27 protein-coding genes are annotated in these 24,463 nt (G+C 67.4%); 9 read left to right on the forward strand and 18 right to left on the reverse strand.

Annotated features, from left to right (window positions below; translation table 11 throughout):
* Window positions 1-758 (forward strand): alpha/beta fold hydrolase (locus LI92_RS10995; RefSeq protein ID WP_502691436.1); only part of this gene is annotated, 758 nt, incomplete at its 5' end.
* Here the strand turns inward: LI92_RS10995 and LI92_RS11000 are convergent.
* Window positions 748-2,352: an FAD-binding protein gene (locus tag LI92_RS11000; RefSeq protein WP_046318791.1), complete on the reverse strand. Its 1,605-nt coding sequence runs from the start codon at window positions 2,350-2,352 to the stop codon at window positions 748-750. The genes LI92_RS10995 and LI92_RS11000 overlap by 11 nt on opposite strands.
* Window positions 2,353-2,544: 192 nt before the next feature.
* On the opposite strand from LI92_RS11000, the gene LI92_RS11005 reads away from it, so the two are divergent.
* The gene (locus tag LI92_RS11005) at window positions 2,545-3,390 is read left to right on the forward strand and encodes a lytic transglycosylase domain-containing protein (RefSeq protein WP_046318836.1); all 846 of its coding nucleotides are present in this window, start codon (window positions 2,545-2,547) and stop codon (window positions 3,388-3,390) included.
* Between the two features lie 4 nt (window positions 3,391-3,394).
* On the opposite strand, the gene LI92_RS11010 is transcribed toward LI92_RS11005, so the two are convergent.
* From LI92_RS11010 to LI92_RS11025, 4 genes are all read right to left on the reverse strand, one after another.
* Entirely contained in the window at window positions 3,395-3,754 is a 360-nt protein-coding gene (locus tag LI92_RS11010) for an RNA-binding S4 domain-containing protein (RefSeq protein WP_046318793.1), read from the reverse strand.
* 6 nt (window positions 3,755-3,760) lie between these two features.
* Window positions 3,761-4,375: an FKBP-type peptidyl-prolyl cis-trans isomerase gene (locus LI92_RS11015; RefSeq protein WP_046318795.1), complete on the reverse strand. Its 615-nt coding sequence runs from the start codon at window positions 4,373-4,375 to the stop codon at window positions 3,761-3,763.
* 43 nt (window positions 4,376-4,418) lie between these two features.
* Complete coding sequence (locus LI92_RS11020) at window positions 4,419-5,432, reverse strand: NADP-dependent oxidoreductase (RefSeq protein WP_046318796.1); 1,014 nt, start codon at window positions 5,430-5,432, stop codon at window positions 4,419-4,421.
* 130 nt (window positions 5,433-5,562) lie between these two features.
* The gene (locus LI92_RS11025; protein ID WP_046318799.1) at window positions 5,563-6,105 is read right to left on the reverse strand and encodes an FKBP-type peptidyl-prolyl cis-trans isomerase; all 543 of its coding nucleotides are present in this window, start codon (window positions 6,103-6,105) and stop codon (window positions 5,563-5,565) included.
* 110 nt (window positions 6,106-6,215) lie between these two features.
* Here LI92_RS11025 and LI92_RS11030 point away from each other — a divergent pair, with 110 nt between their 5' ends.
* Window positions 6,216-7,235 carry a TIGR03617 family F420-dependent LLM class oxidoreductase gene (locus LI92_RS11030; RefSeq protein ID WP_046318801.1) on the forward strand — a complete coding sequence of 340 codons (1,020 nt, stop codon included), beginning with the start codon at window positions 6,216-6,218 and terminating at the stop codon, window positions 7,233-7,235.
* Between the two features lie 3 nt (window positions 7,236-7,238).
* On the opposite strand, the gene LI92_RS11035 is transcribed toward LI92_RS11030, so the two are convergent.
* The 3 genes from LI92_RS11035 to LI92_RS11045 form a co-directional block, all read right to left on the reverse strand.
* Window positions 7,239-8,066, reverse strand: coding sequence for a DUF6498-containing protein (locus LI92_RS11035; RefSeq protein ID WP_286135019.1), 828 nt, complete (start codon window positions 8,064-8,066; stop codon window positions 7,239-7,241).
* A gap of 73 nt (window positions 8,067-8,139) precedes the next feature.
* Window positions 8,140-9,054 (reverse strand): NAD(P)H-dependent flavin oxidoreductase, encoded by a 915-nt coding sequence (locus LI92_RS11040; protein ID WP_046318803.1) that lies wholly within the window; start codon window positions 9,052-9,054, stop codon window positions 8,140-8,142.
* A gap of 62 nt (window positions 9,055-9,116) precedes the next feature.
* Window positions 9,117-9,917: an alpha/beta fold hydrolase gene (locus LI92_RS11045; RefSeq protein WP_046318805.1), complete on the reverse strand. Its 801-nt coding sequence runs from the start codon at window positions 9,915-9,917 to the stop codon at window positions 9,117-9,119.
* 252 nt (window positions 9,918-10,169) lie between these two features.
* Here LI92_RS11045 and LI92_RS11050 point away from each other — a divergent pair, with 252 nt between their 5' ends.
* Window positions 10,170-10,598 (forward strand): cellulose-binding domain-containing protein, encoded by a 429-nt coding sequence (locus LI92_RS11050; protein ID WP_046318806.1) that lies wholly within the window; start codon window positions 10,170-10,172, stop codon window positions 10,596-10,598.
* 30 nt (window positions 10,599-10,628) lie between these two features.
* Here LI92_RS11050 and LI92_RS11055 read toward each other — a convergent pair whose 3' ends face one another.
* The 3 genes from LI92_RS11055 to LI92_RS11065 all read right to left on the reverse strand — a co-directional run bounded on the left by LI92_RS11055 (window position 10,629) and on the right by LI92_RS11065 (window position 14,542).
* Window positions 10,629-11,879: an HNH endonuclease signature motif containing protein gene (locus tag LI92_RS11055; protein WP_046318807.1), complete on the reverse strand. Its 1,251-nt coding sequence runs from the start codon at window positions 11,877-11,879 to the stop codon at window positions 10,629-10,631.
* 71 nt (window positions 11,880-11,950) lie between these two features.
* Window positions 11,951-13,327 (reverse strand): NtaA/DmoA family FMN-dependent monooxygenase, encoded by a 1,377-nt coding sequence (locus LI92_RS11060; protein WP_046318810.1) that lies wholly within the window; start codon window positions 13,325-13,327, stop codon window positions 11,951-11,953.
* Between the two features lie 12 nt (window positions 13,328-13,339).
* Window positions 13,340-14,542, reverse strand: a complete 1,203-nt coding sequence (locus LI92_RS11065; RefSeq protein WP_046318812.1) for an LLM class flavin-dependent oxidoreductase — start codon at window positions 14,540-14,542, stop codon at window positions 13,340-13,342.
* A 361-nt stretch (window positions 14,543-14,903) separates the two neighbouring features.
* Here LI92_RS11065 and LI92_RS11070 point away from each other — a divergent pair, with 361 nt between their 5' ends.
* Window positions 14,904-16,013, forward strand: coding sequence for an LLM class flavin-dependent oxidoreductase (locus LI92_RS11070; RefSeq protein WP_046318814.1), 1,110 nt, complete (start codon window positions 14,904-14,906; stop codon window positions 16,011-16,013).
* A 28-nt stretch (window positions 16,014-16,041) separates the two neighbouring features.
* Here LI92_RS11070 and LI92_RS11075 read toward each other — a convergent pair whose 3' ends face one another.
* Together LI92_RS11075 and LI92_RS11080 are read right to left on the reverse strand one after the other, a co-directional pair.
* Entirely contained in the window at window positions 16,042-16,608 is a 567-nt protein-coding gene (locus LI92_RS11075; protein ID WP_046318817.1) for a dihydrofolate reductase family protein, read from the reverse strand.
* A 50-nt stretch (window positions 16,609-16,658) separates the two neighbouring features.
* Window positions 16,659-17,585 (reverse strand): MBL fold metallo-hydrolase, encoded by a 927-nt coding sequence (locus LI92_RS11080; RefSeq protein WP_082109669.1) that lies wholly within the window; start codon window positions 17,583-17,585, stop codon window positions 16,659-16,661.
* Window positions 17,586-17,927: 342 nt separating this feature from the next.
* Here LI92_RS11080 and LI92_RS11085 point away from each other — a divergent pair, with 342 nt between their 5' ends.
* Entirely contained in the window at window positions 17,928-18,332 is a 405-nt protein-coding gene (locus LI92_RS11085) for an alpha/beta fold hydrolase (RefSeq protein ID WP_192830031.1), read from the forward strand.
* A 34-nt stretch (window positions 18,333-18,366) separates the two neighbouring features.
* Here the strand turns inward: LI92_RS11085 and LI92_RS11090 are convergent, their stop codons facing one another.
* The gene (locus LI92_RS11090) at window positions 18,367-19,389 is read right to left on the reverse strand and encodes an LLM class flavin-dependent oxidoreductase (RefSeq protein ID WP_046318819.1); all 1,023 of its coding nucleotides are present in this window, start codon (window positions 19,387-19,389) and stop codon (window positions 18,367-18,369) included.
* 68 nt (window positions 19,390-19,457) lie between these two features.
* Here LI92_RS11090 and LI92_RS11095 point away from each other — a divergent pair, with 68 nt between their 5' ends.
* Both LI92_RS11095 and LI92_RS11100 read left to right on the forward strand, forming a co-directional pair.
* On the forward strand, window positions 19,458-19,970 hold the full coding sequence (locus LI92_RS11095) for an SRPBCC family protein (RefSeq protein ID WP_046318821.1): 513 nt from the start codon (window positions 19,458-19,460) through the stop codon (window positions 19,968-19,970).
* 9 nt (window positions 19,971-19,979) lie between these two features.
* Window positions 19,980-20,582 (forward strand): TetR/AcrR family transcriptional regulator, encoded by a 603-nt coding sequence (locus tag LI92_RS11100; protein WP_286135025.1) that lies wholly within the window; start codon window positions 19,980-19,982, stop codon window positions 20,580-20,582.
* A gap of 43 nt (window positions 20,583-20,625) precedes the next feature.
* Here LI92_RS11100 and LI92_RS11105 read toward each other — a convergent pair whose 3' ends face one another.
* The gene (locus LI92_RS11105; RefSeq protein WP_152665426.1) at window positions 20,626-21,390 is read right to left on the reverse strand and encodes an alpha/beta hydrolase; all 765 of its coding nucleotides are present in this window, start codon (window positions 21,388-21,390) and stop codon (window positions 20,626-20,628) included.
* Window positions 21,391-21,665: 275 nt separating this feature from the next.
* Between LI92_RS11105 and LI92_RS23070 the strand changes: the two genes are divergently transcribed.
* Window positions 21,666-21,812 carry a hypothetical protein gene (locus LI92_RS23070; protein ID WP_152665427.1) on the forward strand — a complete coding sequence of 49 codons (147 nt, stop codon included), beginning with the start codon at window positions 21,666-21,668 and terminating at the stop codon, window positions 21,810-21,812.
* A gap of 71 nt (window positions 21,813-21,883) precedes the next feature.
* Here LI92_RS23070 and LI92_RS11110 read toward each other — a convergent pair whose 3' ends face one another.
* The 3 genes from LI92_RS11110 to LI92_RS11120 all read right to left on the reverse strand — a co-directional run bounded on the left by LI92_RS11110 (window position 21,884) and on the right by LI92_RS11120 (window position 24,355).
* Window positions 21,884-23,560, reverse strand: a complete 1,677-nt coding sequence (locus tag LI92_RS11110; protein WP_152665428.1) for a GMC family oxidoreductase N-terminal domain-containing protein — start codon at window positions 23,558-23,560, stop codon at window positions 21,884-21,886.
* A gap of 137 nt (window positions 23,561-23,697) precedes the next feature.
* Window positions 23,698-24,135 carry an MOSC domain-containing protein gene (locus LI92_RS11115; protein ID WP_046318829.1) on the reverse strand — a complete coding sequence of 146 codons (438 nt, stop codon included), beginning with the start codon at window positions 24,133-24,135 and terminating at the stop codon, window positions 23,698-23,700.
* An 85-nt stretch (window positions 24,136-24,220) separates the two neighbouring features.
* Window positions 24,221-24,355 (reverse strand): hypothetical protein, encoded by a 135-nt coding sequence (locus LI92_RS11120; protein ID WP_286135028.1) that lies wholly within the window; start codon window positions 24,353-24,355, stop codon window positions 24,221-24,223.
* Window positions 24,356-24,463: the final 108 nt, after the last annotated feature.

A 24,463-nucleotide genomic window follows, 5' to 3' on the forward strand; every position in this document is an offset into this window, starting at 1 on the left:
ACCACCCGGGCACCGAAACTATGGCCCACCAAATGGATGCGCAGCTGGGGAAATCGGGCGGCGGTGGTGGCGCCGGTCTCGGCGACAACATCAGGAAGCTGTGGCTGGGCGCCAAGCAGGCGCTGCGTCAGCTGACCTACTGGCAGATGAAGAACCGTGCCGGGGTTATCGGAGAACGTGGCCTGGGCCCCCTGCTGGGACGCATCGCCGCCCGATTTCCCCAGCTGCGCATCCATTTGGTGGGCCATAGTTTCGGTGCCCGGGTGGTGTCCTTCGCGTTGGCCGGCGCACCGGCCACCACGCCGTCGCCGGTCAAGTCGGTCACGCTGCTTGAGGGCGCCTTTTCCCGCTTCGCGTTCCTCGATCAACTCCCGTTCTCGTCCCCGCACCCCAGTGGCGCACTGGCCGGCCGACTGTCCCGCGTCGACGGACCGGTGACGGTCTGTTATTCCAGCCACGATATGGCCCTGGGCGTGATGTACCCGTTGGCCTCGGCCGCCGCCGGCGATGACAGTGCCGGCATCGACGATGATCCGATGGGCCGGTGGCGCGCTATCGGTTCGCTGGGCGCCTATCAGGCACCGACCGAGGCGATCGGCGCAGTCCGGACCCGGTATTCCTTCGCCAAGGGCGCCATCCTCAATGTGGATGCCTCGTCGATAGTGACCAAGGGTGGACCGCCGTCCGGCGCGCACAGCGACATCTTCTATCCGGAGCTGGCCTGGATCGTGGCTTCAGCGGCTGGGCTTACGTCCTAGCGGGGGATTGCGCGGCCGCGCTGGCGCCGGCGCGGCGGCCGGCGAACACGCAGTCGGCGATGGACAGTCCGCTGACATAGGAGTTTGAGGCGACCCCGATGGCCGTGCGCCCGGCGCTGTAGAGCCCGGGAATCGGGGCGCCGTGCACATCGACCACGGCGCCGGTGTCCTCGGCGACGCGGACACCGCCCAGGGTGAGCATCGGGGTGGGCCGCAGCACGTTGGGGGCCACGGAGATATCCATCAGCGTGAACGGCGCCTGGTCGATGCGGCGACAGAAATCGGCGGGTTTGCCGGCCGGATCCTCGGTACCGGAGTCGATCGCCTCGTTGTGTGCGGCGACGGTGGCGGCCAAGCCCTCCGGGTCGATCCCGGCGGCCCGAGCCACCTCGGTCAGCGTGGCGCCGCGCACCGCGCCGCCGAAGATCAGCGAGGCGCCCTGGGCGCGCTGAAACCACAGGGTCTGGGTGAGCAACTGGCGCCGTGCCTCCAACATCAGCCGGGCGTCGGCCAGGATCCAGCCCCGGCTGCCGTGGTTCTTCACCATGGCCTGTCCGACTGCTGCGCCGTAACGGGATTCGTCGATCACCCGCCGGCCGTCGGCGTCGACGATGATCGCCGAGATGAACGCGCTCGGGGGCGTGATGAACTTCCACACCGAGACGTTGTCCATGCGGTCGGTCACCGCGCCGGCGCTGCGGGCCAGCGCGATACCGCTGCCGTCGTCGCCGCTGGTTCCCAATGGCAGACCGCCGTTGAACTCCGGTGCGTAGTGCTTGCGCCACTCGGTGTTGGCGATGAAGCCCCCGGCGCAGATGATCACCCCGCGCCGCGCGGTGATCTCGATGGTCCGGCCGTAGCGCTGTTGCAGCTTCTCCAGTCGCTGCTCCATCGCGGCGCGCAGGGGTGGATAGTAGACGCCGGGTTTCGAGGAGAGCGCGGACAGGCGGGCATAGCGGCGCTGGATGCGGCGCGGCGCCTGCCCCATGGTGGTGGCTCGTACCCCGGTCACCCGGCCGGACGGGTCCTGAAGCAGGTCGGTGACGGTGGTGTGCGGACGGAAGTCGACGCCGAGCCGGCGGGCCGACTCGGCCAGGGGTGCGTAGATCTGCTTGCCGGACGTGCCTTTGCCGTAGGCGCGGTGACCGCGCTGCACCGGCGGGGTCTGGGAGCGGAACGCTCCGGCGTTCTCGCTTCCCGAGTGGTACAGGTAGTAGCGGTTGTTGGGAAAAGACGTCTTGTAGGGGCACAGTCCGGGGTTGAACGGCACCCCGTGCGCCTGAAGCCAGTCGATCATCTCCGGGCTGCCGTCGACGAAGCGCCGCAACGTCTCGGGTTGCACCGCGTCGCCGACCTCCAGTCGCAGGTAGTCCAGCATCTGCTCGGCCGTGTCGTGGACTCCGGCGGCCCGCTGGACCGAGGTCCCGCCGCCGGCGTAGATGATGCCGCCGGAGATCGCGGTGGCGCCGCCACCGTTGGCACGGTCCACCGCGATGACGTCGGCGCCCAGTTCGCGGGCGGTGATCGCGGCGGTGGTGCCGGCCGCCCCGTACCCGACGATGACGACGTCGGTCGTCACGCTGGTGGTGGTCATGTGCGTCCTCTCCCTTGACGACGTGCGTCCAACGGCCCTCAATCTAACAGTCACTAGTTCGGCCTCCACGGGAGGTGACCAGCACCGATGGCGTGGCTCGGGCGAAAAGCGGAACATGTTCTAGCCAGGCGCGGATGCGCCGTGCGGCCGCCCTGCGCGCTTCCCGGCGGTGCAGGGGCGAAGATGAACGGCATGACGGTTCGGTTGTGGCGCGTGGTCGTGTTGCTGGTGGTGGCCGTGGCAGCTGCGGTGACGGCGGCGCTGCCCGCCGGCGCCGCACCGGACCCGGATCCGGTTGCGGTGGTCGCCGACCTGGTGGCCGCGGACCAGGCGTTGCGCAATCCGTCCTCGCCGGAGCAGGTGCTGGCCGCCGCCGCCCGGCGCCAGCAGGTCGCCTACCGCACCCTGGGCGCACACCCCGAGTGGGATGCGGTTGCCCGCCCTCGGGTTCCGGCGGCGCTGCTCGCGGTCTATGACCGCAACATCGACGCCCGGCGGCACCTCATTGCGTTAACCGATCCGAAGACCACCATGCCCGCGTGGCGGGTGGTTCCGCCGGTGCCGGCCAACGAGCTGGTGGCCAGCTACCGGGCGGCCGAGGCGGCGTCCGGGGTGCCGTGGAACTACCTGGCGGCGATCAATTTCGTGGAGACCGGCTTCGGCCGCATCAACGGGGTCAGCGACGACGCCGCGCAGGGCCCGATGCAGTTCCTGCCGTCGACGTTTGCGGCCTACGGCAACGGGGGAGACATCCACTCACCCCGGGACAGCATCATGGCGGCCGGGCGGCTGTTGGCGGCCAACGGATTTGCCACCAACAGGGACCGGGCGATCTGGAACTACAACCACTCCGACCACTACGTGCAGGCGGTCAACGACTACGCCGCGGTCATCGGGGGCGATCCGGCCGGGTTCGCCGGCTACTACCGCTGGGACACCTATTACCGCACCACCGCCGGCGACCTGCTGCTGCCGATCGGCTATTCGTCCGCGACGCGGATTCCCGTCGAACAGTATCTGGCCGCACACCCGCAGTAACGCTTCAGCGTTGCTGGGCGCGCCACTTGTCCAGCACCCGGCGGTCGCGTTTGGTCGGGCGTCCGGCGCCGCGCTCGCGTGCGGCCACCGGAGTCACCGAGGCCGGCGGGGGCGTGCGATCGAGATAGCAGGTCAGCGCGTCCGGCGCACCCACCCGCTTCTGAATCACCCGCAGCACCTCGACGATCCGGGTGCGATCGCCGATCTGTGCTCGCACCACGTCACCGGGGCAGACCGTCGTCGCCGGCTTGGCCGGGCGGTCGTTGACGCGCACATGCCCGCCGCGGCACGCCGCGGCCGCATCCGGCCGGGTCTTGGTCAGCCGCACCGCCCACAGCCACCGATCCACCCGGGTCGAGTCCATGTGGGCTCAGCGTGAGGCGTTGAGGATCTTGATCGCGAAGACGAGCGTGTCGCCCGGCAGGATCCCGGCGCTGGGCTGGCCCTGCGGATAGCCGTCCGCGGGGACCATGGCGACCGCGACCGTGGACCCGACCTTCTGGCCGGCGATGGCCTTCTGGAAGCCCGGGACCACGCGGTCGAGTCCGAAGTCGACCGGCTTGCCCCGCTCGTAGCTGCTGTCGAACACCGACCCGTCGCGGCCGTTGACACCCATGTAGCAGACCGAGACCGTGGCATGGTCCCCGACGACGCGGCCCTGGCCGGCGTGCAGGGTGTGCACTTCGGTGCGGGTCACCGTGAACGGTCCCGTCACCGCCACCCGCGGCGCAGCCGAGTCGGTGGAGCCGGTCACCGCGACGCTGCCGGTGGCGCCTGTGAGCGTCCACTCCGGTGCCACATCCTCGGCCGGCGGGGTGGCGGGGCAGGCGGTCACCGTGTCGCCGCCCGGGGGCATGAACAGATCGGTGACCGACGAGGTCTTCGACGACGAAGTCGTGCTGTCGGAACCCCCGCAGGCGGCCAGCGTCACGGCCAGCGCGGCGACCCCCGCGAGTACGAAGCAGCGAGATATACGCGAATTCATCTGGGTCAGGCTACAGCCCGGCCGGCCGCGGCGAGACCGTCGGTTATCCGGAGGTCTTGACCACCAGCTTGCCGACGTTCTTGCCGTCGAAGAGCATGTTGATCGCGGTCGGCAGCTGGTCGAAGCCCTCGACCACGGTCTCAAGCGGGGTGAGTTTTCCGGCGGTGATCAACTCGGCGATCTCGCCGGCGGCTTCGCGTGCGCGGCCGAAGTGATCGAGCACGATGAAGCCCTGCACGGTCGCCCGCTGGATCAACAGGTTGCCGAACGCGCGCGGCCCGGGCGGCGGGTCGGTCTCGTTGTAACCCGAGATCAGCCCACACAGCGCGACCCGCGCGCCGACGTTGAGCCGGGCAAACACCGCGTCCATGATGTCGCCGCCGACGTTCTCGAAGTCGACGTCGATACCGTCCGGTGTCGCTGCGGCGAGCTGGTCGGCCCAGTCGTCGGCGCGGTAGTCCACCGCCGCGTCGAAACCGAGCTGTTCGGTCAGCAGCGCGCATTTCTCCGGTCCGCCGGCGATCCCGACGACGCGTGCCCCGCTAGCCTTGGCGAGCTGACCGGCGACTGAACCGACCGCGCCCGCGGCGGCGGAGATGACGACGGTCTCGCCCGCGCGCGGCCTGCCGATGTCGCGGATCCCGACCCATGCGGTCAGACCCGTCATGCCGAGGGCTCCCAGGTAGGTGCTGGGTGAGACGCCTTCGGCGATCTTGACCGGGGCCAGCGGCATCGTGTCGGAGACGACGACGTACTCCTGCCAGCCGGTCAGCCCCTGCACGGTCTGGCCGACCGGATATCTCGGGTTGTTCGACGCGACCACCACACCCAGACCGCCGGCACGCATGACCTCGCCGATGCCGACCGGCGGCAGGTAGGACGGCGTGGCGTTGATCCACATCCGGTTGGTCGGGTCCAGTGAGATCCAGTCGACCCGCACCAGCGCCTCGCCGTCGCCGATCTGCGGCACCGGCTGCTCGTTGAGTTCGAACGTGTCCGGGCCGATGCGGCCGGCGGGCCGCTCACGCAGGAGGAAACGGCGATTGCGATCGGTCATGAGCGCACGCTACCGGATCGCAACGGTCCCTGGCAATGACATTGAATTCAATTGGCAAGCAATGCAATACAGGTCCCATGCGCGTCGTCCGGCGCGCTGTGCGCGGGTCGGTCCGGCGCGGCGCGGCGCGTCAGCCGGTTACGCCCAAGATCTTGATGGCGAACACCAGGGTGTCGCCCGGCCGGATTCCGGCGCGGGGCTGGCCCTCGGGGTAACCGTCGGCAGAGGTCATCGCCACGGCCACCGTGGATCCGACCTTTTGGCCGGCGATGGCCTTCTGGAACCCCGGTACCACCCCGGTGAGCGGGAAGTCGGCCGGGACGCCCCGCGCATAGCTGCTGTCGAACACCGACCCGTCGCGCCCGTTGACACCCAGGTAGCAGACCGACACCGTGGCGGTGTCCGCCACCACCGGACCGCTGCCGGCCCGCAGCGTGTGCACCTGGGTCGAGGTGACGCTGAACGGCGTGGTCACGTCTATCCGGGGTGCGCTGGTGTCGGTGGAGCCGGTGACGGCGACGCTGCCGGTGGCGCCGGCAAGCGTCCACTCCGCGGTGCCGCCGCTCGCCGGCGCCGCGCTGGGGCAGGTGTCGGCCGCCGCGGCCGTGCCCGCCGGACCGAAGGGCAGCGTCAGCGCTGCGACAGTGGCAGACAGGGCGAGCAACCAAGACATCCGAGGCGATTTCACCTTCGCCACGTTACAGGCCGGCGACGGCGTCATCGGCAGCCCGCCGCGCGCCGAAACCCGCCCCCTCGAACCGGACCCGCCACTAGTCTCTGCTGATGCACATCGACGTCATGGCCCTGCCGCAGCCGCTGGGAAACGCCGCCGAGCTGGCCCGTAACACCCAGGCGGCCGGGTTCTCGGGGCTGTTGTTCACCGAGGCCGGGCGCACCGCCTACCTCACCGCCGCGGTCGCCTCGCAGGCCGCGCCGGGCCTCGAGCTGTCGACCGGAGTGGCGGTGGCGTTTCCGCGCAGCCCGTTCGTCACCGCGCAGACGGCGTGGGAACTGCAGGAGGCCACCGGCGGCAGGTTCCGGCTCGGTCTGGGCACCCAGGTGCGCACGCATGTGGTGCGGCGTTACGCGGCGACGTTCGATCACCCCGGTCCCCGGCTGCGCGACTACGTTCTTGCGGTCAAGGCCTGCTTCGCCGCCTTCCGAACCGGCAAGCTGGATCACCATGGGCCGTTCTACGACCTCGATTTCATTACGCCGCAGTGGAGTCCCGGCCCCATCGAGGTAGCCGATCCCTGTGTCGACGTCGCCGCGGTGGGACCGTGGATGTTGCGGATGGCCGGCGAAGTGGCCGACGGCGTGCATGTGCATCCGCTGGGGGAGCCCGGCTACCTCGCGCGTCACGTGGTGCCGAAGGTGGCCGAAGGAGCCGAGAAGGCCGGGCGTCGCCCCTCGGAGATCGCCCTCATCGTGCCTGCCATGACCATCGTCGGCGACACCGATGAAGAGCGGCACCGGGAACGCGAACTCGTGCGGGCCAGTCTGAGCTTCTACGGAAGCACGCCGAACTATGCCTTCATCTGGGATGAGGCCGGATTCGAGGGCACCACCGCGCGCATTCGCGAAAGGCAGAAGGCCGGTGACTTCGCGGGTATGGCGGCGCAGATCACCGACGAGCATCTTGCCCGCTTTGCGACCGAATCGACGTGGGATGGTTTGGCAGACAAGCTGATCGACAAGTCCCGACAGACCGCGACCCGCCTGGTCTTGTACAACGCCCTCGGCGATCCCGAGCGGCTCGAGCGTTACGGCGAGGTCGCCCGGCGGATTCGCGCCGACAGCTGACGGCTAGGGCGTTGCCTTCCAGGGCTGTTCGTTGCGCCGCTGCCGTTCTCGTTCGCGGGCATGGTCTTTGACCCAGAACTCCTCGAAGCTCTCACCGCGACTCACGTTCGGGACCCGGTTCATCAGGTTGCTGAACCATTGCGGTGGCTCCGCCGGATCCCACTGGGGAACAACGGTGCTCAGTGCGGCCAGGGTCTTGAGCACGACGAAGATCGTGAACAGCGCCCGCGGGGCATCGGTGGCGGCGATGGCGAACAGACCGAACAGCAACGTCATATGCACGACCATCACGCGCCCCAGCCCGACGTTGGCAACCATCTCGATGTCGCGGAAGGACCAGCGGCGCAGGTTGGGCAGGTCGCGCAGAAAATCCGCTGTCAGGAAGAGGAATACCGACAGGCAGCCCCACCCGACACTGCGCCAGTTCAGGTCGATCAACGCAAGCTGCGGCGCCCGGTTGTAGGTGAGCAGCGCCAGAATGACGGCAAGGAAGAATCCGTGGGCGGCGCAGAAGGCCAGGCTGATCAGCGCGAAACCGGACAGGAACGTGGAATTGGGCGGGCCGCCGGCCTGCGGCGGCCGGTAGCGGAAGTGCCCGTATCGGGGGTTGACGCGCTGGTGCACCGCGATGCGGCCGATCACGAACAGGCACATCGCCACGTTCTCGAACCAGTACACCACCACGGTCGTCGCACCGGACCAGTGCTGCCCGAACCAGCCGAATGCCGGGATGGTGACCACGCCCAGCACGGTGAACACATGAAAGGGCGAGAAGGCGGGGCCGCGCCGCGACTCGGGTTCCGAATCGGGCTGCGCGGGCGGCAGGCTCATGCTGCGGTCATCCGGTGGTGCATTGCATGATCATGGGCTGCCGGAGGTCACCGGCGGGTCAGGTTCATCAACTTCACACCCGTGACCGTGCCGCGGTGAGCACCGCGTCGATGTCATCCCAGGTTCGGCGAATGATCTCGGCGACCGGCGGCAGGTCCACAATCCGGCAGGACACTTGGCCGGTGTTGGCGACGCTGGCCTCCATGTCGCCGCCGAAGTACAGCTCGGTGATCCTGCCCAGCAGTTGCGCATCGGATTGGTCTGCGGCGATCCGGGTGGCCAGTCCCGTGCGCAGCACACGCATGGTCGGGTTGCCGGGTACGTCGAGCAGCACGGTGCCCGCATCGTTGGCGGCGACGATGGCGTCCTTGAAGTTGGTGTGTACCGCCGACTCCTGGCTGGCGAGCATCCGGGTGCCCATCTGCACCCCCTCGGCGCCCAACACCACGGACGCGGCGGCCGACCGCGCGTCACAGATGCCGCCGGCCGCGATGATCGGGAGGTCGACGTTCTCGGCCACCAGGGGCAACAGCACCATGGTCGAGGCGCCGAGCAGGGACTTGAAGCCGCCGCCCTCCACGCCCTCGACCACCAGGGCGTCGACGCCGGCGTCGGCGGCCTTGCGTGCGCCCTTGAGCGAGCCGACGACGTGGACCACCGTCATGCCGGCGTCATGCAGCGGCTTGGTGAACAGCGCCGGGTCACCGGCGGAGGTGAAGACGTGGCGTACCCCGGCCTCGGCCAGCGTGTCGACGATCGACGGATCCTTCTTCCAGCCCTGGATCATCAGGTTGGCCGCCACCGGTTTGTCGGTGAGCTCGCGTACGCGACGAAGATCGGCACGCCCTTCCGGCGTCAGGGTCTCGATGACCCCCAGCCCGCCGGCCTGCGACACCGCGGCAGCGAGTTCGGCGCGTGCGATGTAGGTCATCGGGGCCTGGACGACGGGGTACTGGATCCCGAGCAGAGCCTGGATGCGGTTGGTCACGGCCTATTCAAACACCTGCGGTGTCACCCGAAGGGGGCTTGGGAGGCTGGGCCGCCGCCGTGTCAGGACACGTCGGCCTGGGCGCTGGGTGCGCTGCCGTCGAGCAGGACTCGCGCCACCTGCTCGGGGTCGTCGGCCATCGGCACGTGGCCGCATCCTGCCAGCCGGGTGTGGCGGGCTCGGGGGAGTCGTTGCTCGGCGATGCGCGCTTGGTAGGGCAACAGGATCCGGTCTCGTGCTGCCCACGCCACCGTCACCGGGATGTGCGCGCCGATCTCGCGGTCGAACACCTTCGCGGCCGGAAAGATCTGCTTCATCGCCGGAATGGCACGCCGCATGCCGTTGAGGTCTGCGACGAACTCCTCGGCCGGGATCCGTTCGGGGTGGGCTGAGACCACCCCGCCCATCAGTCGTCGCGCCCGGGGGTAGCGGGCGAGCCTGGGAGCGGCGGGCGCCAGCAGCCGGGCGCCGGTGGTCAGGAACCGGAAGACCAGGCGAACATAGGCGAAGTCGAGGGCGTTGTGCCAGTACGCCGCGGGCGACAGCACGGTGGCGCTGGAGACCAGGTCGTCGGCGGCGGCCTCCAGCGCGATCCGGCCACCCAATGAGTATCCGGCGACATGCGGGCGCTCAAGACCCAACTGGTCCAGAAGGCCGACGAGTTCCGTGCGCAGGGTTGCCTGCACATCGCCGTCTTGCACCACCAGATCGTGGGACTCACCGTGGCCGGGCAGGTCGAACAGCACCACGGTGCGGTGGTCGGTCAGGTGCTCCAGAACGGGATACCAGGCCTGCCTGCGGTGGGTGATCCCATGGATCAGGACCAGCGGATCACCGGTTCCGTGGATCTCGTGTTTCAGCATGTCGAAGCCCCCTCGTCGCGGCCGGCGATCGCGTCGGTCGACAACCGTCCCCCGGGCAACCGCCTGTCAACAACCGTAGCGTTACCGGTGATCGTGTGGGGGCCGCCGGCGGGTCCGTTCCGCGACGACGGGGTTCTTGGCGCCGCCGGAATCGCAGGGCACATTTCATCACGGTTGCAGTTGAGCAAAGGTACAGAAAGCTACCTGCGGCGGCAGGGCAGCCGACACCGGTTCGGTTCTACCGTGGCCGCTATGGCGATACTTCGCAGATTCGTGACAGGCGGGCGCGCGGTGCTTCACGTCGTTGCCTGTGCCGCGATGGTGGCCGTGCTCGGGTTCGCCACCACCGCCGTAGTTCACGCGGCCGCGGCGTCGGCGACGTTGGCGGTGACCTCGACGTGGCAGGACGGATTCATCGCCCGGTTCGTCATCGTCAACAGGAGTGCGGTGCCAATGACCGATTGGCGGCTCGAATTCGACCTGCCCGCCAATGAAGGGATCCAGCACGCGTGGAACAGCAGCGTGGGCCGATCCGGCACGCACTATGTTCTGGGGCCGGCGAACTGGAATCGGATCATCGCACCGGGTGGTTCCGCCACGGGTGGCTTCCGGGGAGTGGTGTCCGGGACATACGCACCGCCGGTGAACTGCATGCTCAACCGGCAGTTTCTCTGCACCTAGCGACGCGAAATACGCCCTGCCGCAGTCGATCTAGTTGGTGGTCGGTGGAGCTTGCGGTTGGAACGGCTCGTACCACCACCAGTCGGCGCGTTCTCCGGTCGGTCCGAAACAGGGCGCGACTGCGGGCGGTTCGCCGGTGGGTGGGCGCGCCAGCGACCCCGGGCGCAATCGCCTGCCGTCACTGTCGGTCACGCTGAGCCGGCTGGCCGGTCCGGTGATGGTGATGACGCCGCGATGATGCAGGCGGTGATGGTAGGGGCAGATCAGAACCAGGTTTTCCAGGTCGGTGGCACCGCCGTCTTCCCAGTGCCGGATGTGGTGGGCGTGCAGACCGTGGGTGGCCGCACAACCCGGGACAGCGCACGTCCGGTGGCGGTGCTCGAGGGCGCGGCGCAGCCGACGGCTGACCGTGCGGGTCGACCGACCGGAGCCGATCACCTCGCCGTCGCGTTCGAACCACACTTCGGCCGTGGCGTCACAGGTCAGGTATTGGCGTTCGGATTCCGGCAGAGCCGGGCCCAGGTGCAGGGCGCCGATCTGCCTATCGACATCCACGTGCAGCACCACCGTCGTGCGTTGCCCGTGGGGCCGACGTTGCACCTCGGCGTCCCAGCCGGATTCGACCAGGCGCAGGAACGCATCGATGTTCGTCGGCATCGGCGGGTGGTGGTCGGGCGTGGTGTTGCTGCTCTGGCGGTCGCGGCTCCACTCGGCGACCAGGGCATCGCGGTGCGACTGCAGTGCGGCGTCGAACGTCGCTGATTCGTGGTGCGGCAGGGCGATACGCCAGATGTCGAGGTCGGTGGTGGAGGTCTTGGTGATCGCCGGCTGCGGGTCGGGCCGGGGCTCGGGTTCGGGCCGCGGTTCGAGTTTGACCGCGGTGCGCAGTTGGTTGACGGTGGCAACTCCGGCCAGCTGCGCGTAGTGCTCATCGGAGCCGTCGGCGGCGCGCCCGGCGATCACCCCGACCTGATCCAGGGATAGGCGGCCTTCCCGCATGCCTTGGGCGCAGCGGGGGAACTGCGCCAGCCGGTGTGCCACCGTGCTGATTGTCTGGGCATTACCCGGTGACACTCCGGTCTTCCAGGCCACCAACGCTGCGATCGATCGGGCGCCGGTAGAACCCCACAGCTGGTCGCGTTCGATCTCGGCGGCGATCTCGACAATGCGCCCATCGATCGCGTTGCGCTGACCGGTCAGTTCGGCCAGTTCCTCGAAGAGCACCTCAAGACGTTCGTCAGGGCGCGTTTCCACTCCGGATGACGGCGTGGTCGGGGACATGACCTCAGCATGGCAGGAGGGTCCGACAAGTTTGGGCGGCGAAATTTGCACCGGCAGCCGGGGAAGTCCGGTCAGGAGGTGACGGTGCTCGTGGCAGCACCGGACTGCAGGGGCGCAAGTCCGAGATGATCGCGCAGCGTGGTGCCCGTGTAGTCGCTGCGGAACACGCCCCGTTCCTGCAGCAGGGGCACGACCTTGTCGACGAATCCGCCAAGGCCGTCGGGGGTGATGTGCGGGACCAGGATGAATCCATCGCTGGCATCGGCTTGGACCAGTTCATTGATTCTGGCCGCGACGGTCGCGGGGGAGCCGACGAAGTTCTGCCTGCCGGTGACCTCGATGATCAGCTCACGGGTCGTCAGGTTCTGCGCCTGCGCCTTGGCGCGCCACTCGTTGGCGGTCGCGACCGGATCGCGAAACATCCGGACGCTGGCCCGTCCTCGGGCGACGACGTTTTCGCCCACCAACGGGTCGACGGTGGGCAGTGGTCCGTCCGGGTCGTGATCGGACAGGTCTCGGTTCCACAGTTGTTCGAGGAACTTGATGGCCGTCTGCGGTGAGACCTGAGCCAACCGCACCTCATGGGCGAGTTCCGCCGCCTCGGCGTCAGTGTCGCCGAGGATGAAGGTGGCTGCGGGCAGGATGAGCAACTCGGCGTGGTGGCGTCCGTGTTTGGCCAGCCGCCCCTTGACGTCGGCATAGAACGCCTGCCCAGCTTCCAGGGTGCTGTGCCGGGAGAAGATGGCGTCGGCCTCGGCGGCTGCGAATTCGCGGCCCTCGTCGGAGTCTCCCGCTTGGAAGATCACCGGTCTGCCCTGAGGACTTCGGGGCACATTGAACTGCCCGGCGATATCGAAAAATGCGTCACGGTGCACGAACTCACCGGGCGCGGAGTTGGCCAGGAACACACCAGATTCCTTGTCGGCCAGAATCTCGTCGCCGCGCCAGGAGTCGAAGAGTACCTGCGCGGCGCGCAGGAAGCTGCGGGCCCGGTCGTAACGCTGGTGCTCCGGAAGGTACCCGCCACGGCGGAAGTTCTGTCCCGTGAACGCATCCCAGGAGGTCACCACATTCCACGCCGCCCGCCCATCGGACAGGTGGTCCAGGCTGGCGAACTGTCGAGCGACTTCGTAGGGTTCGTTGAAGGTCGAGTTGATGGTGCCCGCCAGACCGAGATGTTCGGTGACCGCGGCCAGTGCTGCCAGCACGGTGAAGGTATCGGGTCTGCCCACGACGTCGAGGTCGTAGATCTGGTCGTTCTGCTCGCGCAGCCGCAGGCCCTCCGCGAGGAACAGGAAGTCGAATTTGCCCCGCTCGGCGGTCTGCGCGAACCTCACGAACGAGTCGAACTCGATGTGGCTGCCGGCCGCCGGGTCACTCCACACTGTGGTGTTGTTGACGCCGGGGAAGTGCGCGGCGAGGTGAATCTGCTTGATGGGCTTGCTCATAGGAGATCCTGGTCAGACGGTCGCGTAGCGGTTGGCGGGGCGTTCGAAACCGAGCGTTTCGCGTAACGTCGGTGTTGAGTACTCGGTCCTGAACAGACCGCGTCGCTGAAGTTCGGGCACCAGAGCGCCGGTGATCTGGGTCAGATCGTGTGGCAGGACCGCCGGACGCAGCCGGAATCCGGCCAGACCTGCGGTGTGCCATTGCTGGAGCAGATCAGCCAGTTCAGCCGTTGTGCCGGTGAAGATCTTGGCGTCACTGGCCCATTCAGCGCCCGCCTGCTCGTCGAGTCGGCGTCGGCGTTCCTGCGCCCGGCTGGTCGTATCGTCGACGACCACAACCAGGTCGCCGAAGAGGAGAACGTCGTCAGCGCGCTGCACGGTGCGCCGCGCCGCAGCCACCTGCTGCACTATCGCGGCGACATCGGTGACCTCGCGTGGGGTCACGAATCCGACATCGGCAGTGCGGGCGATCAGCCGGTAGTCGTCGGCGCCGTGGTCGAGCGCGGCGACGATCGGTTGGCCCTGCGGCGGCCGGGGAGTGATCGACGGTCCCTTGACCGAGAACCACCGGCCTTCGAAATCGATGTAGTGCAGCTTGTTCCGGTCGATGAAACGGCCGGTGGTCACGTCGCGGATCTCGGCGTCGTCCTCCCAGCTGTCCCACAGACGGCGCAACACCTCGACGTAGTCGGCCGTCTCATCGAAGTGCGCGAGGATCTCTGACCGGAATCGTGGGTCGCGCAGCGATCGGGATGTCAACGGGGTGATCTTCCGACGGCCGAAGTGTGTGGCCGCGTCGGCTCGGCCCGCGATCTGCATCCGTACCCCGGCGCGGCCGCCACTGACGTAGTCGAGGGTGGCGATCGCCTTGGAGAGGTGAAACGGCTCGCTGTGGGTGGTCGTGATCGTGGGGACCAGTCCTAACCCGGCGGTCCGCGGGGCGACCCTGGCCGCAATCAGCACCGCGTCAAGGCGGCCGCGGACCCGGTCGACACGTCGATCGGGAGCGAACCTGTCATCGGACTGCAGTGTGAAACCGTCTTCGATGGTGACGAAGTCCAGCAGCCCGCGCTGGGCTTCGGCCACTAGGTCGGCCCAATAGCCGGCGGTGAAGAGGTCTGCAGGCCTGGCGTCAGGCTCTCGCCATGCACTGGGATGCCATCCGGCACCCTCGAGCGCGACGGCCAAATGAATCAATGTGGACGGCTCGGACATGAGGTCAGGCTTTCGTCGGTCGGCGGGGAAGAAGAAGCCGAAGCGGCGACGTTGCCCTTGCGGTTAAGACCGTCGCCGCCCACGACAACAGCACCAGGCGATGCGGCCAACTGCGGAACGCACAATCAGGTCCTCACGGTTGCGACACGGGCAGGTGTCTGGCCCGTGCCCACTGTAACCCAGTTGCGGTAGCGTTCATTCCCGCAAGACCGGAGCCGAAACCCGAAGCGTGGTGATTGTTCTCCCGCGGCACTTTCACTCAGTATGATCTGAAATAGGGTGTGCTGCATAGGAGGTCCCCCGCACCGTCGGCCAGGCGATGGGCATCGGAGCCGACGTGCGCCGCCCGTTATCGTGAGCTATGACGCCGCTGACAGTGCTGGACCTGGTCCCGATCTCCTCGGGTTCCAGCGCGGCGCAGGCGGTCCGCAACAGCATCGATCTGGCCCGCCACGCCGAACGTCTGGGCTATGCACGCTATTGGTTCGCCGAGCACCACCTCAATCCGGGAGTGGCGGGCACGTCTCCCGCGGTGATGCTCGCCGCGATCGCCCCCCACACCTCGACGATCCGGCTGGGCTCAGGTGCGCTGCAGATGGGGCACCGGACAGCGCTGTCGGCGGTCGAGGAATTCGGTCTTCTGGACGCGCTGTACCCCGGTCGCTTCGACCTCGGACTGGGACGTTCCGGCGGCCGCCCGGCGCCTACAGGCCCCAGAACCGATTCGGTCGTGGATGGCTATGCGCCCAATGGCTTACGTATTCCGGCGCCGTTCGACTATTCGGCGATGCTGAAATCGCCACGGATCGCACTGCAGAAGGAGTTGCTCACGCAGCCGGGCGCCGAGCCGCAGAATTACACCGAACAGGTCGGGGATGTTCTGGCGCTGATCGCCGATACCTACCGCGCCGCCAACGGTGAGAGCGCCCATGTGGTTCCGGGTGCCGGTGCGCACTTCCAGGTGTGGATCCTCGGCAGCAGCGGCGGCGAGAGCGCACTGGTAGCGGGGAAGAACGGCCTGCGTTTCGCCGCGAATTATCACGTGGCACCCGCCGGGGTACTCGAGGCCGCCGAGGGGTACCGCGCCGCGTTCGCGCCATCAGCTGGGTTGAGTGAGCCGTATTTGAGCATTTCAGCAGATGTCGTGGTCGCCGATGACGAGTCGACCGCCCGAGAGCTGGCCGCCGGGTACGGACTGTGGGTGCGCAGCATCCGCACCGCAGAGGGCGCGATACCTTTTCCGGCTCCCGACGAGGCGCGCCGGCACGTCTGGACCGATGCCGACCGGGCACTGGTGGCCGACCGCCTCGAAACGCAGTTCGTCGGTTCCGCGGTCCAGGTCGCGGATCAGCTTGAACAGTTGCGTGACGCGACCGGCGCCGACGAGCTGATCATCACGACCATCACGCACGATCACCGCGACCGGGTGCGGTCCTATCAGTTGCTCGCCGAAGAATGGGCTCGGCGATAGCGAAGGCCTCGCTGGGACGCTCGACCAGTCAGTCGCGGTTCGCCCCGTAGCGCAGCAGGACCGCGCCGCAGGCAAACGTGCGGTTCTCCAGCAGTCGCAGCGAGATCCATGACGGCAGGTTCGGGAAGAACGGCGTCCCGCCGCCCACGGCCGTGGGGGCGATCACGATCCGGTACTCGTCCACCAGCCCGTCCCGCACGATCGGTGCGGCCAGGGTCGCGCCGGCCACCTCGAGATTGCCGTCGGTTTCGGCTTTCAGCCTCGTCACGACCTCGACGGGGTCACCTCGCTCCAGCCGAGAGTTCCAGCCGACCGAATGCAGGGTGTGCGAGAAGACCACCTTGGGCATGGCGCGCCAGATCTGGGCGAAGTCGACGATCAGTGCGGGTGCGCCCGGGTCCTCATCGGCGGTCGGCCAGTATGCGGCCATCAGTTCGTAGAGTCGCCGCCCGTAGAACGACAGCGCTGTTTCCCGCTCGAAGTCGTTCCAGTATCGGTGCAGTTCCTCGCTCGGTTCGCCCCAGTCGATGCTGCCGTCTGCATCGGCGATGTAGCCGTCCACCGAGACGGTGAAGCCGTAGATCAGTCTGCCCACCCTGGCCAGTCTGCCTCGGAGGCGACCTGTGTGCCCGCATTCCGCCGTGCCTAGTGTCGCTGTGTGGACGACTTCGTGGCGCCTGACGGCGACCACTCGCCGGTGTCGCTGTCCAGCACGGGGGGACCGCTGGCCGGTTCCGACAGCAACGCCACGGCGGTGTACCAAACCGGCCCGACGTTGATCCGCTCCGGGTACAACGCGACCATCTGATCGAAATAGGCCCGTGGGGTCGGATTTTGGTCGATAAGTCGGCGGAAGGACAGGAGGTAATCGCGGGTCTGTTCGAGGATGGCGGGATCGTCGGGCAGCTCCTTGTTCTTATGACCGGCTACCACGGCCCGGGGAGCGAGCGCCGCTACCTTGTCGAGCGCGGCCAGCCACGACTCGAGTCCGCCGCCACCGCATTCGAGCAGGTATTGATGAACACCGTTGTAAGCGACGTCACCAGCGACAATCAATCCGATGGACGGGACGTGCAGCACAGTGGTGTCGTCGGTGTCGGTATGGCCCACCTCCACGGCGAACAGTCGGTGGCCCTCCAGATCGATTCCGGCGCTGGGAATCGGTTGATATACCACCGGGCTGGGCGGGATGAGGCCGGGAAAGTCGACATCCCACAGCTGGGCACGGCCGACAGTGCCCTGCTGGTGCATCATCGCGATGGTGCCATCCGTGGCATAAGCCGGTGAATCCGGGAACCGTTGCAGCAGAAGGTCGGTGCCGAACCAGTGGTCACCGTGGCCGTGCGTCGAGTAGGCGGCAGTCAGATGTTTGCCGGAGCGTTCGATCCAGTCGCCGACGCGGTCCACCTGCTCGTAGGTGAAAGGTGGGTCCACCAAGACGGCGTCGCGCTCGCCGTAGATCAGCGTGGAGGCGACCGGCGAGGAGATGATGGGGCTGCCGTCGGGCAGCGTCTGCGCACGGTGGCGTCGCACGCCGTCGTTGACCAGTACCTCATAGTGCAGATCAGACATGTTGTCCTCCTTTCGGGATTCAGGGCTATCAGGGGCCTGAAGTTCCGCGACCTCGCCGTCCCAGCTCGAGTGGTCGCCCGCGCCCCTAGCACCAGCATGACGGTCGTCCTGCCACCGTCTGGCGATCCTTCCAAGGCAGCGAGGCCGCCGCCAACCGGCTCTTACGCTTTCACAGGAGCGAGGCGTCCGGACCCGTGGTAACCCCGGGGTCTGATACCCCCGCTGTTCGACGACCCGGAGTTGGTTCGTTACCTGATTCTGGTCGGGACCGGCCCCGAGGGCGGCCACGACTTCGCCCGGTTTACTCCGGGGGTTCAGGAAGTCAGCATGCGCCCACATCCCGTGCCCGAAGACCTGGTGTATCTGTTCTTCGCCCACACCGATCACAGCCGAAGCTTGGGCAAGGCCTACCTCGAACGGCTGGCCCGCCGCACCACCGACAATGAGCCGGAGGTCAGCGCAGACACCACCAATGCCCAGCTGGAGGCCATCGGCGCGTGGGGGACTCCACCCGATGAACCTCAAGACCGATTCGCAAAGCTGGGCGGTATACGCCAGCCGACCCTCGTGGTGAACGGAATCGAAGATCGGCTGGTACCCACCATCAATTCCTATACGTTGGCCCAGCACATTCCGAATGCACAACTGATTCTCTATCCAGATGCCGGGCACGGATCACAGTTCCAATACCCGGAACGCTTCGAGGCCGATGTGCATTCGTTCTTCAACGCGGTAGCACCGTCCTAGGAACGCAACACGCCCCGCACGCGCGCTGAGTCCCTCAGGTGGTTGCCGCGGCCACAAGCACTTCCAGCGCGGCGATCCGCTCTTCGACGGTGCCCGATACCTTGGCGAGCAGGGTACCGACGCCTGCGTCGCGATAGGCCCGCACCCGCTCGGTGATCCGCTCACGGTCACCAATTACGTTGGTGAGTCCGCCGAGTTCCAGCGGGACCGCGGCGCGGGCGGCGGCCTTGTCGCCCTGCTGCCACAGGCGAGCCACTTCGTCGACCTGCTCGGCGAATCCGAGTCGGCCGAAGGCCTGGTTGTAGAAGTTCTCCTTGCCGGCACCCATCGCTCCGATCGTGAACGCATAGCCGGCCGCATGCTCGCGAATCAGTTCATCGGTGCGGGCCTGATCCTCGGTGACCTCCAGCGCGACGGGGGCCACCAGGTCCAGCGCTGCCAGGTCGCGACCTGAGCGTGCCGCTCCCTGCGCCAGTGGCTGGATGAACACCTCAGCCAGCTCCGGGATGAAGGCATTGCCCAGCCAGCCGTCGGCGAGTTCACCGGTGAGGCGCAGGTTTGCCGGCCCCATTGCGGCGACGTAGATGGGCACCTCGGCAGGGAGCAACGCCGGAACCAGTGCGGCGCCGCGACTGTCGGGGAGCGGCAGTCGGTACTCCTTACCCTCGTACTGCAGCCGATCGCCCCGGGCGACCATCCTGACGATGTCGATGCTCTCCCGTGTTCGCTGCACCGGGTGCTCGAACCTCACGCCATACCAGCCCTCCATGACGCGGGGGCCCGAGACACCGATCCCCAGAGTGAAGCGGCCGCCGGAGAGCTGCTGCAGACTCAGGGCCGATCCGGCCAGCATCGCTGGCGTGCGCGAACCCAGCTGTACGACGAACGTGCCCAGCCGGATCGAGGTGGTGCGGGCGGCCAGATACGACAGGCCGGTCAGGGCGTCGTAGCCCCAGGTCTCCGGTGCCCACAAGGAGTCGACGCCGATATGTTCTGCGGCCTGCGCGAACTCCACAGCGCTGGGCTCCTGCGGCTGGACTGCGACTCCGACTCGCATGCTTGCCCCTTTCCGTGGCAGTTGACCTAGAGTATGTTTCCAACCATAGTTTTGGGAAGGGGACGTCGATGCGCTACCGGGATACGCCGATCGTTCAGGAATCCGCAGTGATCGCCGCTGACCCGCAGCGTGTCTGGGAGCTCGTCACCGATGTGACTCTGCCGGTGCGCTTCTCGCCCGAGCTGGCCGCCGTGGAGTGGATCGAGGGTGACGCGGTGGCGGTGGGGAACCGGTTTCGTGGCCGCAACAGCCACGCTGCCCTCGGCGAGTGGAGCACCGAATCGGTGGTCGTGGAGGTCGAGGAGGGGCGCCGCTGGGTCTGGGACGTGTCCGGTGCCGAGGGCCAACCGACCGCTTCTTGGGGCTTCGAAGTCGAAGCCGTCCGCGACGGAACCCTGGTGCGGCAGTGGGGCCGGATGGGTCCGGGTCGTTCAGGTTTGAGCTTGGCCATCGACCGGATGCCCGAAAAGGAGGGTCGGATCATCGACAATCGACTGGCCGAATGGCGCGAAGGGATCAAGGCTAATCTGCGCGGGATCGCTGAGCTGTGCGGCAGCGATGATTCGGGCACGGCAGGCTAGATCCTTCCGATGCCCCCGCGCGGACAGACACGGCGCCGCATGTTGGATGCGGCGATCGTGGTGATGCGCGAACGCGGCGCAGCGGGGCTTTCCATCGACGAAGTACTGGCCCGCAGCGGCTGCCCACGCGGATCGGTCTACCACCACTTTCCGGGCGGACGGGCCGAGCTGCAGCGCCAAACGCTCGAGTACGCGGGGGAGGCCTACGCCGGGATGATCGCGCGCGCGGCCGCCAAGGGGGGATCTGCGGCCGTGATCGGCCGGGTGATTGCGTTCTGGACCACGGTGCTGACCGAGAGCGATTTCCGGGCCGGTTGTCCCGTGGCGGCCGCGGCGGTGAATCCCGCTGTGGGGGAAGATGAGTTGGCTGGCCGCGCCGCCGAGATCTACCTGGTCTGGCGAGATGCCGTGGCGGCAGCCTACATAGGCGAGGGCGCCACTGCTGAGCGCGCCGAAGTGCTGGCGAACACCGCTTTGTCCACGTTGCATGGTGCGATCACCCTGTGCCGGATTACTCGTAGCCTGGGGCCGCTGGAATCCGTGGCGGAATCGCTTCGAGCGCTGGGCGTTTCTGGGGCGCAGCCTTCGGGCCCGCCGTCGGGAGGCGGTTGAGCGCGATGTCCTATACCGGGCCGGCATTCACCCGCTGGCCCAATCAGGGCAGAGCTGAACCGACGAAGGACGATATCTGCCGTCTTGCTTCTTTGGATTCCGGAGTCGGCAACAGGATGAAACCGTGAAATCCGCCGGCTACTTCGATGAGCCTGGCGTCTACACCGGCAGCGTGCATACGGGTCGAGACCGCGCGAGAGTCATCCAGTAAGCAGTCGTGGGTGCCGACGACGATCAGGGTGGGAGGAAAGTCGTCAAATGAGCCGTAGAGCGGGGACACGAGAGGCATCCTCAAGTCACAGTCACCGGCGTAGGCCCCGGCGCTACGCGAGAGACCCTCGTGGGACAGCAGATCTCGGTCTTCGTTCCGGATAAAGCTGTCGGAACTGTTGGTCAGGTCCGCCCACGGGAACATCGTCACCAGAGCCTTCGGTGCGTCACCGCCTCGGTCGAGCACTCGCCGTACCAGTGACATAGCCAGTCCACCTCCGGCAGATTCCCCGATAACGACCGTAGGCCGATCACGCGCTACCTCCGAATAGACCGCCCAAACATCATCGAGTGCCGCGGGGAACGGATGCTCTGGCGCAAGTCGGTAGTCGACACTCACCAGTTCCGCACCGCTGGACCGGGCCAGGCCGCTGTGGGCACGGGCCGCCAGAGAGCTACCGGCAACGAATGCCCCGCCGTGTACGTGGATGATCAGCCCTGTGTTGGCCCGGGCGGGGCGGAACCACCGGACGGGCACGCCGGCCACCGTCGCGGTGCTCTCCTGGACGCCGCGCACCCGCCGCTGGCGCGACTCCATCGATTGGGTGATCTTGCGTGTTCTGCCTACGTCGTGCGCCCCGGTTGCGTGCGATGCCGCCCACAGGATGAGCGACTGCAGAGCGACCAGCCGTCGGCTGGCCCGATACGACTTGGGCACAGGCCTTCTCCTTCAGATCACCAAGAGCATTGATGTGTGCCACCTGCAGGCCGACCGTCAGCATCGCGGCCTGACCGGAGCTGGCCAGATGCACTTCGTGTATGCGGTGAGCCTACGGGTCGCCTCATGCGGCCCGGGCGGGGGAGAATTGCTGCATGTCGACTTTGCTCTGGATCATCGTTGCCGTGCTTGCCATCGGGACGATCGCCGGCGGGCTGCTGCGCATGCAGGCGTGGTTGCGCCGGCCGGTACCGCCGGAAGTGATCGAGGCCGCGCACCGCGACGACGCCGAGGACGATTGACGGTTGCTCAGGTGCTGCTGTTGACCAACCGTCAGCCGCGCCGCCTCCCGAAGACGCCGCTGCAGGCCGGCTCATTCCAGAATCCCCCGTGCGGCGCGCTCTGCGATCAGCATGACGGGTGCATTGGTGTTTCCCGACGTGATGGTGGGCATCGCCGACGCGTCGACCACCCGAAGCCCGGCCACGCCATAGACGCGGCAGTCGGTATCGAGCACCGTGGTGGCCGACGTGGGTCGGCCGCGTCCGTCAAAGGCGCCCATAGCGCAGGTGCCCACAGGGTGAAAGATGGTCGTCCCCAGTTCTCGGGCTGCGATCTGCAGGTCTTCGTCGCTCACCACCTGTGGACCGGGCAACACCTCCTGCGGGCAATGGCGGGCCAGGGCCGGCGCCGCCATGATCTGCCGGGTCATTCGCAGGCCGCGTACGGCGATGTCCAGATCCTTCTGTGTGGACAGGTAATTGGCAAAGATCTTCGGGTTGCTCAGCGGATCCGCATCGGCGATGCGTACCTGGCCGCGCGAGGTGGGTCGCAGATTGCAGACCGAGGGAGTGATGGCCGAGTAGGGGTGCAGCGGTTCACCGAACTTCGGCAGCGACAGTGGCTGTACGTGCCATTCCAGATCAGGGCTGGCCAGCGACGGATCGCTCTTGGCGAACGCCCCCAGGGTGGACGGCGGCATGGTCAGGGGGCCTGATCGAAAAAGCAGGTACTGGGTTGCCATGCCCGCGCGGGTGAGCCAATTTCGATACAGCGTGTTGAGCGTTCGCGCACCCCGGACGCGGTAAATCGTTCGAAGCTGCAGATGGTCCTGAAGGTTCTCACCCACCCCGGGAAGATCGACGAGGACCGGCACGTGATGCTGGGCGAGCAACCCGGCCGGTCCCAGACCCGAAAGCTGCATCAGGTGAGGCGAGCCAATGGCTCCAGCGCTCAGGATCACCTCTTTGCGGGCTCGGACGTCGATGGTCTGGCCGTCTTTGAGCAGCCGCAGACCGGTGACGCGGTGGCGCGCCGTGGTCCAGGCGCCCTGACGCTGCGCCTGGAGAACCTGATCGTCGGTGTGTAGCCGCAGGGCCCGGGTGTGCGTATAGACGGTGAGATTGGGGCGGTGAGCGACCGGGTGCAGGAAGGCGTCGGCCATCGACCACCGCCGGCCCCGCCGTTGATTGACATGAAAATACGCACTGCCGGAGTTGTCGCCCCGATTGAACTCGTCGATCGGCGCGATGCCCACCTGGTCGGCGGCGGCCTGCCAGGTGTCCAGGATCTTCCAGCGCACCCGCGGCCGCTCGACTCGGATCTCGCCACCGGTGCCATGCCAGTCGTCGGCGCCGCCGAAGTAGTTCTCTAATTCCTTGAAGATCTCCAGGGTCTGGCCGACACGGTCTGGGCCACCCCAAAGCCAGCGTTGGTCACCGGTAGCCTGCGCCCACAGTTCGTAATCGCTTGCCTGCCCGCGCATGTGGATCATGGCGTTGATCGACGAGCAGCCGCCGATCACGCGCCCCCGCGCGTAGAGGATGCTGCGCCCGGCCAGACCGGGATCAGCCTCCGTCGCAAAGCACCAGTCGGTTCGAGGGTTGGCGATGGTGTACAGGTAGCCCGCCGGCACCTTGATCCAGAACCAATCGTCCTTCCCGCCGGCCTCGATCAAGAGCACGCGGTGTCGCGGGTTGGCGCTGAGTCGGTTGGCCAGCAGACAACCCGCGCTGCCTGCCCCCACGATGATGAAGTCGAATTCGGCCACAGGGCACTCTTCCGGCACCATTCCTCCATTGCCGCGGGGATGCACGTCTCAGTGTGCGCGATGACAGTCCGAAGCGGGCGCTCATACCGCGCGATGATCACCGCCGGGGGCAGTGCCGGCACACGGAGTGTCGCCGGTCATTCGGCAGTCAGAACCTCCACCTCATCGCCGACGTGTATGGGCCCGGAGGTCAGGATCCGGAAGGCCGTTCCACCGCGCCGATGCATCGCCCTGGCCGCGCCGGGGGCAATCCAGTCATCCAACAGCCGGCACGGCGCGGCGATCCGCACCACCTCGAGTTCGACGTCACCGATGCGGACTCTGTCCCCGGGGCGGGTGGGGATATCACCGGCGTCCACGGTCAGGTTCCGCCGTGTTGCGCCGGGGTCGATGGCATGGCCGAGATCGGCCGCTGCGAGATCCAGCAGCTCACGCGACTGAACGGTGACGTGTCGGTGCCTGGCGCCGTGATACCTGTCGCCGATCAGCCCCTTGCCGGCCTCGGCGTCGACCGCAGGAACTGACCGGTTCGGCACTTTCCGGCCGGGCGCGATGTGGATGGCGACAATCCGCATGGAGCGTCAGTCTAGGTCTCGGGGTGCCCGCATGGTGAAAGGTGCTGGTATGCAATGTGTCAGGGGAGAGGCGCCGGCCCCTGGGTTACGCGATGCTGCTGAAAATCGCACCGACCAGCCCACCCAGGATGAGTATTCCCACTATCACCGAGGCGTAGATCGTGCGGCGTCGTCGGTGTTGGCGGGCGCTGTCGATCGCCACCGCGATGCTGACGAGCATCAACGCTGCATAGGCCGACGGGTCTGCTGCACGATCAGGTGACAGTTTCGGTCACGCGGCCTGACTGGCCGGTGTGGTCATGATGGCTTCGAACTCGATCGGGGTCAA

Origin of the sequence: Mycobacterium sp. UM_Kg1, assembly GCF_000972925.1 — a bacterium.
GTDB lineage: Bacteria > Actinomycetota > Actinomycetes > Mycobacteriales > Mycobacteriaceae > Mycobacterium > Mycobacterium hiberniae.